The organism is Leptospira congkakensis (assembly GCF_004770265.1).
Lineage (GTDB): Bacteria > Spirochaetota > Leptospiria > Leptospirales > Leptospiraceae > Leptospira_A > Leptospira_A congkakensis.
The window spans coordinates 923,789-940,470 of record NZ_RQGQ01000004.1; the positions used below are offsets into that span (position 1 = coordinate 923,789).

8 protein-coding genes are annotated in these 16,682 nt (G+C 38.0%); all 8 read right to left on the bottom strand.

Features of this window, described 5'->3' with window-relative positions; genetic code table 11:
• Window positions 1-12: 12 nt before the first annotated feature.
• A complete protein-coding gene (locus EHQ70_RS05450) occupies window positions 13-2,271 on the bottom strand; it encodes a sulfatase family protein (protein ID WP_135584190.1) in 2,259 nt (752 codons plus the stop codon).
• A gap of 41 nt (window positions 2,272-2,312) precedes the next feature.
• The gene (locus EHQ70_RS05455) at window positions 2,313-7,913 is read right to left on the bottom strand and encodes an alpha-2-macroglobulin family protein (RefSeq protein WP_135584192.1); all 5,601 of its coding nucleotides are present in this window, start codon (window positions 7,911-7,913) and stop codon (window positions 2,313-2,315) included.
• A gap of 342 nt (window positions 7,914-8,255) precedes the next feature.
• Window positions 8,256-8,948 (bottom strand): response regulator, encoded by a 693-nt coding sequence (locus EHQ70_RS05460; protein ID WP_135584383.1) that lies wholly within the window; start codon window positions 8,946-8,948, stop codon window positions 8,256-8,258.
• Window positions 8,949-8,962: 14 nt separating this feature from the next.
• Window positions 8,963-11,536 carry a sensor histidine kinase gene (locus tag EHQ70_RS05465; protein WP_135584194.1) on the bottom strand — a complete coding sequence of 858 codons (2,574 nt, stop codon included), beginning with the start codon at window positions 11,534-11,536 and terminating at the stop codon, window positions 8,963-8,965.
• Window positions 11,529-12,107, bottom strand: coding sequence for a potassium-transporting ATPase subunit C (locus EHQ70_RS05470; RefSeq protein WP_135584196.1), 579 nt, complete (start codon window positions 12,105-12,107; stop codon window positions 11,529-11,531). Before EHQ70_RS05470 ends, EHQ70_RS05465 begins: the two co-directional genes overlap by 8 nt.
• Window positions 12,104-14,158, bottom strand: coding sequence for a potassium-transporting ATPase subunit KdpB (gene kdpB / locus EHQ70_RS05475; protein WP_135584198.1), 2,055 nt, complete (start codon window positions 14,156-14,158; stop codon window positions 12,104-12,106). Before kdpB ends, EHQ70_RS05470 begins: the two co-directional genes overlap by 4 nt.
• A 9-nt stretch (window positions 14,159-14,167) precedes the next feature.
• Complete coding sequence (kdpA, locus tag EHQ70_RS05480; protein WP_135584200.1) at window positions 14,168-15,805, bottom strand: potassium-transporting ATPase subunit KdpA; 1,638 nt, start codon at window positions 15,803-15,805, stop codon at window positions 14,168-14,170.
• A gap of 78 nt (window positions 15,806-15,883) precedes the next feature.
• Complete coding sequence (locus EHQ70_RS05485) at window positions 15,884-16,681, bottom strand: hypothetical protein (protein WP_135584202.1); 798 nt, start codon at window positions 16,679-16,681, stop codon at window positions 15,884-15,886.
• Window position 16,682: the final 1 nt, after the last annotated feature.

Here is a 16,682-nt window from a genome sequence, read left to right on the forward strand (position 1 = left end):
TTTTTTTCCTATTTAGTTTTCATTTATATCTGATAAAGAACTTGGTATTAAATACTCTCCGGCGAGAGTTGCGTCTTCCCATTGAATCACAGTTTTGTACAACATGTCTTTCATTTTTGTTGCCACGGGATGGTTCGGATAAAGATTTTTTGTATTCAAGGGATCTTTTTTTCGATCATACAATTCAAAAATGACACCTTGACGTGTTGGAATATAAATCAATTTGTAATCGGAATTCTGAACAGACCTATGTTTTGAAAAAGCAATGGTTTCTCTGTAAATGGGATCTGTGATCATAATTTGATAGTCTTCTTCAGGGATCACTTGGTGGAGAGAAAGGATATTGGGATAAGGAATTCTTTGTTTTTGAAAGAAATGATCTCCGGCATCAGAAAACCAAATTCCAGTTTCTGCATAGATCAAACGTTCATCCACCCAGTTTCTTTTTCCAAGGACCGGCAACAAAGATTGTCCAGGAAACTTTTGTTTGGTACTGATTCCAAAATAATCCATAAGCGTGGGATAAATATCTACACTAGATGTAATTCCGAAAAACTCATGATCTGGTTTCGTAGGGTTTGTTGATTTAGGAAATTTTATGATAAATGGAACATGTGTGACTGCTTCCCCACGAAGGTGTTCCCCATGCCCTTGCCCATGAACATCTTCATACAAGGCTTCCCCATGGTCAGCTGTGAGAATGATGATGGCTTCGTCATAAATTCCTTTTTCTTTTAAGTCAGAAATGATATCTCCAAATTCAGAATCAAAAGCATACACAGCACTATCAAATAATCCACGAATTTGTTTTGTTTCTACTTCGTTAGGTGTGGACGCGTTTGTTGGATCTACAAACTTTAAATATTTATACTTACCGTAATAATTTGGATCAGTAAAAGTTTTATAATAAGGATATGCTGGTGTGTAAGGAAAATGAATGACGCTGGAAAAGTATGTAACGGAAAATGCATCATAACCCTCCCTTCTCAGAATCGAACGGAATCTATCTAAAATACGATTTCCATCCCCCCAAGTGGACAATCCATCCATTTCTTCTAAATACATTCCACCGGAAAACCAAGATCCCGTGAGAAATGGCATGAGGAAAAGTTGAGACTCAGCAGTCCTTTGAACCGTCATAATGCGAGCATTAAAATTCGGAGCCAAAACCTCATCAAATCCAAAGTTTGCACGAGGAAAAATATCAGCGGCAAAACTTCCAATGGCATAACTACGATATCCGATTTCTTTTAACTTTTGTTGGATGGTTGGGAATGTTACCGATCCAATCCTTTGTTTTTCTTCTGGGGAAGGAAACATATCTCGAACCTTATGGCTCATTGCATATTGACCGGTGAGTAAATCAGCCCAACTGGGAAAAGTGCGAGGAATGGTAGTATGATGGTCGTGAAATACAAAACTATCTTTTGCAAACAAATCGATGTTAGGAGTAATACTTTTTTCATTGATTTTGAATCCAATTTTATCGTATCTGAGAGAATCAGCGGCGATGATAAAAACAGGAGGTTTCCCTTTTTCTTTCGAATGGGTGAATGCTTCGATTTGATTCCATATACTCGGAACCAGATAAAATAGAATTAAAAGAAAAAGAATGATTCCATAAGACTTGATATGAATCCTTTGGTATTGTTTGCCTTGCCAAAAAAGAATCGCAAAGTAAAAAATCCCCACCATATAGTGACCGGATATATGAACCAAACCTATCACTAAGACATGAACCAAAGCAAAAAAACTTTCTTTGTTTTTATGGAGATAAATTTGGCGAAAAAGAACCGAGACAAATCCTAAAATAAGCATTCCCAAAACCAAACTAAAATAACCAGGACTTGTATGGTCGGTTAAAAAATAAAGGAAGGGAGCAAAGGAAGGATATCGAAAGAAAAAGAACTCACCATATATTTGAGGGAAACTTACCATCGAATGGAACAAGGCCAAACATTCGATAAAAATCACCCAAACCGATAAATGGTACCAAGAAACGTCAGAACGTTTTAGAAAATGATAAGTTAAATAAACGAGTGAAAAAAGAGTTAGGTGTAAGAATAGGGAAACAGAAAAAACTTTGAAGGTTGTTGAAAGGTAAACTCCAAAAAAAGCACCTAAATATTGTTTGAGGAAGTCACCTACGTCAACTCCCATGATGGTAAAACTTGTATTAAAGACTAAAAAAAATAGATAAAAAAAAACGGTAAACCAAATGGCAATTTTTAAGATTCGGATGGGGAAAAGAGGGGCTTGGTTCGGACCCATTAGAGTCATAATTCCAGGCCCTCTTTATCCGTAAACTTTTCCTATTCCTTATTTTCCGAAATCCTCACAGTTTCATTTGGCCATTCGGCGTGAGTTTCTGGAGAATACATCGCCTCCACCCGAGTGGCAGGCATTTTAAAACTTCCCGTATGGTTCAAACGGAAACTATGCTCCAGAGTGTGGATCCCTTTCGGTAGGTATTCAAAATACGCTCTGTACTGAGATAGGGTCTTTTCTTCAAAACTCAAATAATAGGAAGAATCCCCTTGTTTAGAGTCTTGGCCAATGATCGATTCCCGACCAAACCCCCGACCCAAAGGTAAGGATCCTGGTGGGATCGGATCTTCCACAACCACCCAAGTTTTATCCGAATCGGCCTGGATTTCGATCGTGACTCGGATTGTATCTCCTTTTGACAATACTCCGGGTTTAGCAACTTGCAACGGTTCCCAAGTTCGTTTCAATCGGTATCCACTGGAGATAGGTGCTTTCAATGGAAGGATGGACTTTACCGACCATTCCACCCAAGGTTTTCCTTTTCCATCATAACTCACAGATACAGATTCGGGACTGGTTCCAATGGATTGGGATACCGTTTGTTTTCCGTTAGGTTCTAAATTAAAACTTTCCTTTGTCGATTGGATATTTAATTTTCCACCTGTGACTTTTTCAGATTCCAGAAGTTTACTCACCCGATCAAAAACCAAAATGGAATATGCATTTCCAAGGGTGGTATCGTAACTTCCACGCTTTTGCATTTTAACAAAGGCTTTGATTAGACGAGGCATATCTTTTTTATAACTTGGTTCAGAGAATGCCCAAAGTAAAAGTTTTGCCATTGTATAATCACGACTTCCCAAAATCCACCAAGGATTCGTAAATCCAGAATCAGCTACAATGAGTTCCGATCCTTGGATATTAAGTCTTGATCGTAATGTACTTGTCAGGCGAGACTTTATAGAAGTATCTCCCCCATTCACTCGACCCCAAATTTCGGAAAGGTCTATTAGAGATGCTGTAGGTAAAAATTCAATTCCTTCAAAGATTGGTCTGACTTGTTCCCATTCATAAGTTTGGTAACGTGTGAGAGCTTCCCAAACGATGATTTTCCGCACAATCGAATCGGCCCCAAACTTGTATCTTTCTCCTTTCACTCGTCCTTCTAAATAACCTTGTAAACCAACAATCATCTTGCCCAAAGTTTCCTCGGGAATTTTTTTGTTAGCCAATTGAGCAGATGTTAATACATATGCGGTTAAAATTTCGCTTCCATTTTCCATTCGAGCAAAATATTTCACAAGTCCATCATAATCCAAAAAGGAATTCAAATCAGAGAATACATCATTCCACATGGATTCAGATTTAAGACCAATGGCTTTCGATACACGTTGTTCCATACAATAATATGGATAATTTTGGAAATAAGTTTGGATCCCGAAAAGGCTAGTGAGAATTGTTGGAGACGCCTTCCAAACCATTTTACCAGAGTTTGGTTGTGATCCTTCTGGAACTTGGACAGATTCTTTGATGGGAGTTTCATACAAAAATAGTCCCGCCTGATAAACTCTTTCCGTGTCCACAGGCAGAACCGTTTGTTCCACAGACAATTGGTCGAGGACTGTGCCATTCGGCGAAGAAACTTCCAAATGAAATTTTCGTTTGGTGGTATTTTCAGGAACCATCAAATCCCAAAAAATAACCTTGGTTTCACCAGAATTCAAAATGGCTGACTTTGTTTCTAAATCCTCTTTTGATTCTGATCCATTTTTGAGATCAGTCACAGACAAACGCAAACGAAGTTGTTCCTTACTTTCTCCTGCATTACGAAGTGTTACTTCATGACGGAGGTTGTCACCTAACCGAACTACAGGTGGAATTCCAGAGAAAGATTGGATTTTTTGTGTGGTTTGGATTTTTGCCATTCCTGTTCCAAACTCTTTGGCACCAGAAGTGGCTACGGCGACAATGCGAAAACTGGTAAGAGAATCATTTAAAGGAAAACTAAACTTATACTTTCCATCCTTACCCACAATGGCCTTTCCCTTCCAATACACTAAGGTTTCAAAAAGAGAACGAGTGGATTGTTTTCCACCACCACCACCTTCTGGTTTTGCTTTTAGGCCAAAATGTCGTTTCCCAATGATTTGGGATTGGGCAGTGGAAGTTCCTACGGAATGAGGTCTTGTTCCCATCATCACATCGAGTAAGTTCCAAGTAGGATTCGGTGAAAGTTCTAGAAGCGCTTCATCCACAACCGCAAGAGTGACCTCTGTAGATTCCAGAGGAATCTTTCCATCTGAAGTTTTGATTTCTAATTCTACGTTAGCAGTTTCTCTGACTTGATAGAGTTTTTTCTCAGGACTCACTGATACGGACAGAGTGTACGGTTTGGAACCCACTTTTAACATGGTAAGACCCAAACGGTATCCTGGTTTTGCTAAATCCACAAGCCCTGTCGGTTTGGGATCACCCACTCGTCCCCGTACAAGTAAAACCGAAATATAAACATTAGGTGCATATTCCTTTTTGATAGGAATCGAAATCACAGGATCTTTTCCTGAAATTGGTGTCACAAAATAATCTAAAACCCCTTCTCTTTCTAAACTCACAAGGGCAGTTGCTTCTCGAAAAGGAGAACGAATTTGTACTTTGATCGTTTCGCCAACATCCACTGAACGTTTTTCTGGTAGGATGTCCATACGATTGTGATCACTCACATCAAACCAAGCTTCTTGTTTTGAACTCACCCAAACACTATATCCAGAATTGGTTATATTCCCGTTGGTGTCCTTGGTTTCTGCGAGAAATATAATATCTCCGACTGCAGGAGATTTCCCTTCACAAATCAGAATCCCTTTGGAGTCGGTTTTCCCTTCACAAAATTCTCCGAGTTTGGTAACCTCTTCATTGTGTTCATACGCATAAAATCCACCCACAAGGCGTTTACGGTTGGAATAAAATTCTCTTTTATAAGCAGTGACTTTTATTTTTTGAGAAGAGATGGCTTTATCTTTTCCATTCAGTGCAACTAATTGAAGTTTTACGTTATCTTCTGTAAAAAGCCAACCATCGGGTAAAATTCCGAGATGTATTTCTGCGGGAGAAACAGGAAAACTTCTGGCTACGGTTTGGATTTCTCCCGATGGATCGGCATATTCCATTTCCACTTGGAAACTTCCATAACCAGGAACTGGTTTTAAACCTTCAAATTTATATTCTAAAAATCCTTTCTCATCTGTTTTGAGTGCGGTGGATAAAACAGTCGGTTTTGATTCTTCTGCTTCTTCTTCATCGTATCCACTCACCTTCCATTTTCCTTCTGTGATGGATTGTGGGGAAAACGAAAATGCCGAATACTCTTCTCTCGCCGAATAGTGGCTAGGTACTACTTGAGAACGAATTTTTACAGGGAAGTTTGAAGCCCCACCCCCAGACAAATATTCCAATCCAAACAAAACTTTGGATTCCTTTGGAGAAATTAACTCTTGTTTGTCGCCTGCGAGTTGGATATTTCCTTTGACCACGGGCAAACGAAATTCCTCTACCCGAAACTGTGTGACCGTTTCCCCATAACTAACATCCTCATTGGAATAAGGATAATAAACAATATACTGTCCGTGTTTGGCAGTTTTTGGAATTTTAAACTCGGATTCCGAATGTCCAGGAAAAGACCAAACCAGTGGCAAAGGATAGGCCTCACCAGAACCTTCATGTTTGATGATGACTTGTGATGGATAGTCCTTGGGATCAGCTGGACTGAGTCCTTTGTTTCCAAATCCACGGCGAACATGTTTTAGGTGGACGGTCTCTCCTTTTTTAAATAGGGTTCTATCAAGCACAATAGATTTGATTTCTTTCGAATGGCCTGTAGAGGTACTTGGCAATTGGTAACGCCAACTTTCAATTCCTTTGTCCCAAGTGCTTGAGGTAAAACTAATATCATCATTTTTTTGAACAAAGATGGTAAGCCCTGAACCTAACTCATGATAACCACAATAAGGAACCTCTTGGAAATTTAAATTTCCAAATAACATACTTCCGTCTTTTCCGGTGATCCCTGCCCCACGTAAGTTTCCCTTACAGTCCAAAATTTTAATTTGGACTCCCGACTCCGGTAGGCCTTGGTCTAAGTTTGTAACCCAAACTAGACTTGTATCCTTTCCCCATTTAAAATGAGCCGAAAGGTTTGTGACCAGAGCCGCACTTGATACATACATCTTACCTTTTTTTTCAAGAAGGTTATTTCCAAGGATATCACTTGCTAGTTCTACCACATAAAACCCTGGTGTTTCCAAAGGAATCCCCACCACTTCCATTGGTTTTTTCCCATTGGGTTTAGGAAGAGTGAAAGAAGAAATACTAGCGGATGTAGGTGGATTTTGGAATACAGATTGTTCTCTTTCTCTAGTGGCTAAAACTTGAAACCATTTTTGAATTTCTAAGATGTCCATTGTCTTTTGGGTTTTGCCACCAACACCAAGAGAAACCGATTTTAAAGGGAGGTTTGCTTCTAAATTCCGAAGCGTGACAGGTAACGCAGGTTTGGCTTTGGATTCCAAAATTCCAAATTTTGCACTGAATTTTGCCAGCGGTGGAAACTCATCCGTTTTAAACTTTAAAGGAAAAGAGGTTTGGTTCGACAAACTTCTGTTTGTATCATCGACAATTTCTGGAATTCGAATTTCGAATTCAGTATTTTCGGGAAAAGGCCCAGGAAAACTTACCCATTCATAAAACTCGTTTCCTTTTTCTGTAAAAGGAGACATGGGATATTCTTTTCCATCTTTAGAAACCAATTTGATTTTTTGTAATAAAGAAATTGGCACCGCCGAACTAAAAGAAAGCGATACAGGTAGAATTGGAATACAATCTGCTTTTGCATTGACTCTTTCACAACTGAACCTAACAGAAAACACTGGCCTTACCGTAAAAGGTATGACTTCATCTTCTCTGATCTCACCACCCCAAACGGATTTCGTTCCTTTTCCCAGTACCAATTGGATTTGTCTTTCCGGTAAAAAGGTTTGTTTGGATTTTAAAAGAATTGTTTCTTCTTTGTCTGTATCCCCTGTAGATTTAAGAATCGCTTTCCGATCCGTTCCCGTAACAAGAACAATCGGGATCCGGTTTCCTAATTCTTCCGAACGAAAGTAAACATACTTTTGAAACGAAGCTAAGTCCGGTTTCGCATCTAAATGCAGAATGAAAATCTGGTCTTCGGTGATAGAAGCGCCGTTATACGGAGTGGAATACTGGACAGAAGGTCCACCTGTATGGAATGAAAATTTACGTTCCCCTTGCACGTTTTCTCCACTTAAGGTTTTTGTTCCCTCTTTTAAATCAAAGGAACATTCAACTCCCCCAGGAACTTCTTTTTCAAATTCATAAACCCAAGTTGTGGAATCAAGGAAACGACTGGTTCCCGGAAGTGGACACTGGATTTGAAAGATATCCACCTTCGGTCGAATGTCCCCAAGGGTTACCATTGGTTTTGTGAACCGAACAGTCACCTGTTTCGGTTGTTTGACAAATCCATTTGGGGTAAAAAATTCGATGCTGGCTGGTTGGCTTTGTGTGAAATCAGAACGAACCAAACAGAGGAAAAGGAGTAAAAGAACAGGATACCGAAACCGGAGGAACATGGAGAGAATTTAGGAAGAGGAATTGGTTTGGAAAGAAAAAAAAGAAAATCAGGGATATTGACCCCTCCCTGCGGGTATCATAAGGAGAAACATCTATGAACAATATTTAGACCCTAGAGCATTGAAAAAGGTTTCCAATTACTAGAAAACTTTCCAACGGGACTTCCTTTTTGGCCTAAAATTTCAGGGAGAAAGCAACGACAAAAAAATCTTCTTTTTTGTCGGTAAACTTCGTTTCTTCTGAAAGGACAGGATATACAAACCCAAAACATAGAAATATCTCGACATAGAGATACCTCTTAAAAACTCATTAAGAGAAATTTCATTATAACAGTGAAATACTTAAACTCGCGATTGGTTTAACCAACGATACCCAATTCCAGGTTCAGTGATTAAAAATTTAGGATCACCAGGAGAATCTTCAATTTTTTTTCTAAGTTGAGTGATATGAACTCTTAGCGAATTCATTTCATTTAACGCCTGTTCTCCCCAAATTTGTTTGATTAAAACATCATGAGTGATTGCTTTACCTGAATTTTTGATTAAAAAAGTCAAGATTTGAAATTCAGTTGGTGTCAATCGAATCTGATTATGATTTTTGATGACCTGGTGATTGACAAAATCCACAACTAAACCCGCATTTTCCCAATTGGGAGGTGTTTCATCCGTTGGAAGTCGTCGGAGTGCCGTCCGAATCCTTGCTAGTAACTCACCCATACTAAATGGTTTTGTAATATAATCATCTGCACCAGCATCAAGTAAGGATATTTTATCTTCCTCAGAACTCATCACTGACAAAACAATAAAAGGAATTTCTGAAAAATTACGAACCTCTTTGATAACTTCCAAACCAGAACCGTCAGGAAGTTGTAAATCCAGTAATACTAATTTTGGAGAATTTAAAGCAACAGATTCAATGGCTTCTTTTTTAGATATGGCTTCAATCGTTTGGTAACCCTTTGCCTCCAATGCGATGCGTAACATCTTTCGAATGGCACCATCATCATCAACAAGTAGAATCAAATCTTTCCCCATAAGAAAATGTTTGTTCAAAAATTAGGAATGTCAATGACAAACCTCGCACCACCATCTTTTCGATTCATCGCGTCAATGCTCCCTCCGTGTAACTCTATGATTGATTTAGATATTGCAAGACCAAGGCCTGTCCCAATTTTCCCAGAAGACTCACCTCTATAAAACTTTTGGAAAATTCGGGAAGAATCAAATGGCAATCCATTCCCATTGTCTTCCACAATCCATTGCAATGAATTTTCCGTTTTTACCAATGATATCCATATTATTGAATCCTTTTGGGTATAAATACAGGCATTATAGAGCAAATTAAAAATTGCATGAGAAAAAAGCACACGATCCAACTCAATAGGGAAATCCAAATCATTTAATAGAATTTTGATTGTATGATTGGTTTTATTTTTTCCTAAGTAAGATATTGAATCATGAATGATCTCAGAGGGATAAACTTTTTCTTTCTTTAAAGCCAAAGAACCCGATTCAATTCGACTGATATCAAGTAAATTTCCCAAAAGTAAATTCAAAACCAAAGAACTCTCTTGAATTTCCTCAACCAAATCTTTTCTAGCATTTGGATCTGCATCAATTTCCGGATCTAACAAAGCGGAAGCGGATCCTTGAATGGACGTAAGTGGAGTTTTTAATTCATGTGATAAGGAATTAAAAATTAAATTGTATAATTTTTCAGATTCTTTCAGTAAAAAATTCTTTTTAGAATCTTCAGAAAGAATGTCTCTATCTAATGCCAGCGCCACTTGGTTTGCCACCGTGTTTAACAAAATCTCTTTTTCTAAACTTGGTTCTTCATTCGATACGACATTGATGACACCGGTGATCCCTCCCGGCGAAACTAAGGGATAAAATGTTGCATTTGCCAAAGATAATGTTTCCGTATATTTACCGGCAGGTTTCCCATTCTTTATAGTCCAAGTTGCAACTGCTAAATCTTTGGCATCTTCAATAGTGGGAGAAAACTCTCCAGCTTGGTAAAAATGAAGTTTCACAGGGAAAGGGAAAATTCGTTTAAAAAATGCCTCACCAGTTTTGATAATCTCCGATGCAGTAGATGTTTTCGAAAGATTCCTTGTGAGTTCGTATAGAATAGAAAGTTTATCCTCTCTTGACCTAAGTTTTGATTCATTCTTTTTAAGCCTTGCCGTTAAACTTCCGTTAATAAGAGCAATCAACATAAAAATAACAAACATCAAAGCATCTTCTAACTTTGAAATGTAAAAAGTATAAAGAGGTGGAATAAACAAAAAATTCCAAAAAGATGCAGAAAGAATGGCTGCGAGTAATACTGGACCTCTACTAAAAAACATTCCAAGCACAGCCACATAAAATAAATACAAAATAGAAACGGTCCAATAACCAATATATGAAATCAGGAAATAATTACAAAAAGTTACAATTGAAGTTAAAACAAAGACAGAGAGGTATTGCCGAATTCCAGAGGATGGGATTAGTTTTTTATAAAAATCTAATTGGAATCTTTGATCCTCTAAGTATGGAACAATGATGATCTCTATATCTCGAAGTTGTTTGATGATTTTAGTAGAAATATTTTTTTGAAAAAAGTCCCCAAAAAAATTCTTTTTTGAACCACCAATCACCAAACGGTTGATTCTTTTTTCTCTGACAGTTGTAACAATTCCAAAAACTGGATCCACTTCAAAGGAGTGAACCACTTCTGCACCTAACTCTTTAGCAAAGCGAATATGGGAACGAATAAAATTTGCGGCTTCTACACTTTTCTCTTCATCGTTCTCAGAAAAAAAAGCATACAATTCTGAATTTCTTTCTAGAGCCAATTTTTTTGCATAACGAAGTAAGGTTTTAGAATGAGGGCTTGCCGAGATAGCGACAAGAATTCTTTCTCTTCCTTGAGGCATTCGTTTTTCTACATACTTTGCAGTGTATGACAAAGACAATTCACGTAAGTAGGTTAAATTTTCTTTTCGAAAAAAGTTTTCTTTGGCAGAAATGATTTTTTCAGGTATATACACTTTCCCTTCAGACAACCGCTTCAACAATTCATCTGGAATGATATCAATTAATACAAGTTCATCTGCCCTTTCTAAAATACTATCAGGTATGGTTTCTTTGACCTGGCTTTGGATGATTTTTTCAATGGAGTCAACTTGGCTTTCTAAATGTTGTACGTTGACAGTGGAAAGAACATTAATTCCCGCATCTAACAACGAAAAAACATCTTGGTATCTTTTTTTATTAATGGAACCTGGGATATTGGTATGAGCTAGTTCATCAACCAATACATAACTTGGTTTTTCTTTAAGGATACGTTCGACATCCATTTCCTCCCATATCTTTTCTCTATATTCGATTGTTTTGAGAGGAACCCATTCGAGTCCCTCTACCAATGCCTTCGTTTCTTCTCTTCCATGACTCTCAACGATGCCAACTTTTACATCTTCTCCATCTTCCTTTAGGTGATGCGCCTCAGTTAACATTGCATAGGTTTTACCAACACCAGGTGACATTCCAAAATATACTTTCAGAATCCCTTTTTTCTTTGGTTCTTCCTGATTGGCTAAGGAAAGAAAATCTTCTGGGCGTTTTCCTTCATTCATATTTCATTTCTTTCCAAGATACATTCAGTTTTGTAACATTCACTCGCTCTGTACCGAAAATTCCTAATATAGGATATTCTGTATTTTTATTAATCAACTCATTTAAAACTTTGAGTGGGAAATTGAATTTTCGGCTAAGATAGAATGCCTGTTCCTTCGCGCATCCCACCGAAATATGTGGATCAAGTCCAGATCCTGAGCCATACAACAATTCAGAACAAACTTGAGAATCAATGCCCAAAGTTTCCAAATCGAATTTCCTTTTTTCTACTAACGTTTTTAAATCGAAACTAGAAGGACTTAAATTTGAGGCTCCACTTGGTAGCGTATGATAATTTGCTGCACTCGGACGATACAAAAACAAAGATTCTGTATTTATCTTTTGTGCAAGTAGTTCTGATCCGATTACATTTCCTTGAAAAACAACCAAACTTCCGTTTGCCTTAAAAGGAAATAAAGATTGAGCGAGTCCCGTTACCGAAAGTGGATACAAAAGTCCCAAACCAATAATGGATAGAAAAAAGAATCGAATGGCAATTTCCCATTGGTTCGATGTTTCGTTCGACTTCATAAAGATCCTCCAGAAATCATTAAGTCAATGAGTTTGATTCCTAAAAATGGAAAAACCATTCCCCCTCCACCATAAATCAGAAAATTTCTAAGTAACGCGGAATCAGGAGACTTAGGAACATATTTCACTCCACGAAGGGCAAGTGGGATGAGGATTGGAATCACAAGTGCATTGAATATCACTGCTGCTAAAATCGCATGATCAGGACTTGATAAATGCATGATATTGAGTGGAGCTAAAGGCAAAAACAAAGCTGGTAGAATGGCAAAATATTTGGCGACATCATTAGCAATACTAAAAGTAGTCAGCGCCCCGCGAGTCATTAGAAGTTGTTTGCCAATTTCTACAATTTCAATGAGTTTACTTGGGTTACTGTCTAAATCGATCATATTCCCAGCTTCTCTTGCTGTTTGGGTACCCGTATTCATCGCTACCCCAACATCCGATTGAGCAAGAGCCGGTGCATCATTGGTTCCATCTCCAATCATCGCCACCAAATACCCGTTTGATTGTTCTTCTCGAATGCGTTTTAGTTTTGCTTCTGGTGTAGCTTCTGCTATAAAATCATCCACACCGGCTTCTGCGGCTATAGCAGCAGCCGTAAGTGGATTATCACCAGTGATCATCACTGTGCGAATCCCCATCCTTCTTAAAGTAGCAAATCGTTCTTTTAGTCCTCCTTTGACAATATCTTTTAATTCAATCAGACCGAGGATTCGTTCACCCTCAGCGACAAATATAGGAGTACTCCCTCTTTTAGAAATCTCATCCGATATTTTTTGTATGGATTCAGGAACGGTTCCACCTAAAGACTCTATATATTTTTTAATCGAATCGGATGCACCTTTCCGAATATTCCGAATCAATTTCCCGTTTTCATAAATCTCTACTCCACTCATCCTTGTTGAGGCTGAAAAGGGAATCCAACGAACATCTAACGATATTAAATTTCTTTCACGAATCGCATATTTTTGTTTGGCGAGAACTACAATCGATCTTCCTTCCGGTGTTTCATCAGATAGTGATGATAGTTGGCTCGCATCCGCAAGGTCCTCCTCGTTAACACCAACCGCAGGATAAAAACTATGAGCTTCCCTATTTCCTAAAGTGATTGTTCCCGTTTTATCTAACAACAAAACATGAATGTCGCCTGCTGCTTCCACAGCCTTTCCACTTTTCGCAATGACATTACAGCGAATCAACCTTTCCATCCCTGAAATCCCAATGGCACTTAAGAGTGCAGCAATTGTGGTTGGGATCAAACAAACAAATAAAGCAAGCCAAACAGAAAAATCAAAATTCCAATTTTGTCCAATTTGCGATCCAACAAAATTGGCAATGGGGATCATAGAAAGAACAGTTAACAAAAATAAAACAGTAAGTGCAAAAAGAACAATTCCTAAGGCAATTTCGTTCGGTGTTTTTTGTCTAGTGGCTCCTTCAATCATTGTGATCATTTTATCAATAAAACTCTCACCAGGTTTTGTTGTAATTTTTATGTATAAATGATCCGAGATTACTCGAGTTCCCCCAGTGACTGCTGACCGGTCCCCACCACTTTCTCGAATCACAGGAGCAGACTCTCCCGTCACCGCTGATTCATCGACACTCGCAATTCCAAAAACCACCTCTCCGTCACCAGGAATTGTATCTCCTGCTTTGACATAAACGATATCATTGACTTTTAATTCACTGGAAATGATTTCTTTGAAATTTAAATCACCGACAGAATCTACTTTTTTAGAAATTGTTTTGGATCTTGTTTTTCGTAGACTATCGGCTCTTGCTTTTCCTCTTCCTTCTGCAACACTTTCGGCAAAGTTTGCAAAAAACAAAGTGATGAGAAGCCAAAAGAAAATAGGCAATTCGTTATGGAAAGGAATCCCCGATCCATAATAATATAATATTTGTAAAAATAAAATGGAAGTTCCAATCCATACGGTTGCCATCACGGGATTGGAAAAAGCATATTTGGGAGAGAACTTTCGAATCGCAACCGTAAGTGATACAATGAAAAGTTCTTTTGATATTAGATTTTTTGAATTTACCATAATTGCCTCCTAGAAGAAAATCCCTTTGTTTAAAAGTAAATGTTCCAGTATAGGCCCGAGAGCCAGTACAGGAAAAAAGGAAAGACCACAAACGATGAGAATCACACTAAAAAGTAAAACTCCAAAAAGTGCCGTATCCAATTTGAAGTTTCCATCAAAAGACTTAGTTGTGGTTTTTCCACCGAGGCTCCCGGCAACAAGAATCACTGCATAAATCACACTGAATCTTCCCACTAACATAGCGAATCCTAAAGATAAATTTCCCCATAGAGTATCAGCAGCAAATCCAGCAAAAGCAGAACCATTGTTCCCTGAAGCAGAACTATAAGCATAAAGGATTTGTGATAAGGCATGTGGACCTTTTGCAGAATGACCAGACTCTAAAAAAATTGTGATGGCAGAACCAACAAGGATACAAGCAGTAGGAGATAAAATTCCAAACAAAGTCCATTTGATTTCATAACTGCCTATTTTTTTACCAAAGTATTCTGGTGTCCGACCAATCATAAGCCCCGACAAAAAAACAGTTAATATCAAAAATAAAAACATTCCATACATTCCCGTTCCCACACCACCAAAGATAATCTCACCTAACATCATTTGGAAAATAGCAATCCCACCGGCTAAAGGGGAGTAACTATCAAACATAGAATTTACAGAACCATTGGAGGCAGCCGTTGTTGCGGATAACCAAAGTGAGGATTCGGTCAAACTAAATCTAAATTCCTTTCCCTCCCAAAATCCTAAGTGAAAACTCTCCGAAACATATACGGCAATAAATCCCAATAGAAAAAATGACAACATTACAAAGAAAATCACCCAAACATGACGAAAAGAGTTTGTTATTTTGCCGTATAAAAACACACAAGAGGCTGGTAAAAAAAGAATCGAAAACATTTGGATGAAGTTAGAGAGAGGAGTTGGATTTTCAAAAGGATGAGCACTATTCACACCAAAATAACCACCACCATTGGTTCCAATTTGTTTGATCGCAATCTGTGAAGCGGCAGGCCCCATCGGTATCATTTCATTTCCTCCATCAAAACCCAAACTTTGAATCGGATCCTGAAAAGACTGAATGACACCTTGACTCACAAGAAGAATGGAAACAAAAAACGAAATCGGAAGAAGGATATAGAATGTAGAACGAAATAAATCCAACCAAAAATTTCCAAACCGATTGGTTTTCGTCGATACAACGGCACGACCGACAAAGGCTAAAACAGAAATACCAACACCAGCACTCAGGAAATTTTGCGGAGTGAGTCCAACCATTTGTGAAAAATAACTGAGCTGGCTTTCACCAGAGTAAGCCTGCCAATTGGTATTTGTAATAAAGGAGATTGTAGTATTGAGTGCAAGATCCCAGTCCATACCGACAAGGTGCAAAGGATTCAATGGCAAATAATTTTGAAATTTCAAAATCGAAAATAGAATCCCTGCTCCTAATAAGTGAAAAAGAACAAGGCTGTTTAAATATTGTTTCGGAGTTTGCGAAGGAGGTGCACCAGAAAATAGAAACTGGATCACCTTCTTTTCCAAAGGCAAAGACCCAGCATTCAATACAAATGCCATATAGTAACCAACAAAGGGTGAAACTAGAATCAGTAACCCTAGATAAAAAGGGAAATAAAGTAATTCAACCATAGAGAAATTCTCTCATGATTCTAAGTCTTCGTAAATATCTCCCAACTTAAGGAGAATGGAAATCACATTAAGAAAGGATTAAGATTCTTTTTCTTTCTGAAACGGAAAATAGACCATAACCGCCCAAACGACAACAAGAAACAAAAAGAAAAGTAAAGAATACACTCCCTTAGTCAACATCTCTGAATCCATAGATCCACGCCAAACTAGATAAACAGAGTTTTTTGTAAAAGGAAGATCTTCTAAATCCCAAAGAGGTTCTTGTAAAACAATTCCCCCTGAATACAAACTAGAAAGATGGCATTTAGTATCTTCCTTAGAATAACAAATTGCATATAACGGAGGTTTTATCTCCTTCCCAGAAATAGAACGAACTTGTTTGTATTGGAAACGAATCACAGGGCCATACACAGACCCACCGGATCTTTTTCGAACTAGAAGTGGAGAACGAAACTCGCCGGCACTTTTATCATCCAGATAAAAATCTCGGAGGAATAAATAACGATAGTTTAGGTAAAGAAATGATTCTTCCGGAAGAACATCCATCTTAGCAGTAATTCCTAGACCATAACCAATCGAATCACCCAGAAACAGAACAGAGTTTCCACCAGCGAGTAAGGATAAAAAAACAGCAAGGAGGATCTTAAAACCCGTTTTTTTAGAAAGTAAAATTCCTAAAAACAAAACCGGTAAAAACAAAATGAGAATGGCCCAAATAGAAATAGATAAAGGGAAAAAAGCACCAAAGGGAAGCAAAAAAAATCCAAATCCAAATATGATAGAGATTCCCGTCCAAAAGATAAAAAATAAGGATGGTGGTTCTTCATTTGGTTCGCGTTTTTTTCTATTTTGATTTTCAACAAAACCAACAAACATC

What these genes read in the sequence shown, in the direction of transcription:
- EHQ70_RS05450 (WP_135584190.1), bottom strand. Translation starts at nt 2,271, where the DNA reads ATGGGTCCGAACCAAGCCCCTCTTTTCCCCATCCGAATCTTAAAAATT.
- EHQ70_RS05455 (WP_135584192.1), bottom strand. Translation starts at nt 7,913, where the DNA reads ATGTTCCTCCGGTTTCGGTATCCTGTTCTTTTACTCCTTTTCCTCTGT.
- EHQ70_RS05460 (WP_135584383.1), bottom strand. Translation starts at nt 8,948, where the DNA reads ATGGGGAAAGATTTGATTCTACTTGTTGATGATGATGGTGCCATTCGA.
- EHQ70_RS05465 (WP_135584194.1), bottom strand. Translation starts at nt 11,536, where the DNA reads ATGAATGAAGGAAAACGCCCAGAAGATTTTCTTTCCTTAGCCAATCAG.
- EHQ70_RS05470 (WP_135584196.1), bottom strand. Translation starts at nt 12,107, where the DNA reads ATGAAGTCGAACGAAACATCGAACCAATGGGAAATTGCCATTCGATTC.
- kdpB (WP_135584198.1), bottom strand. Translation starts at nt 14,158, where the DNA reads ATGGTAAATTCAAAAAATCTAATATCAAAAGAACTTTTCATTGTATCA.
- kdpA (WP_135584200.1), bottom strand. Translation starts at nt 15,805, where the DNA reads ATGGTTGAATTACTTTATTTCCCTTTTTATCTAGGGTTACTGATTCTA.
- EHQ70_RS05485 (WP_135584202.1), bottom strand. Translation starts at nt 16,681, where the DNA reads ATGTTTGTTGGTTTTGTTGAAAATCAAAATAGAAAAAAACGCGAACCA.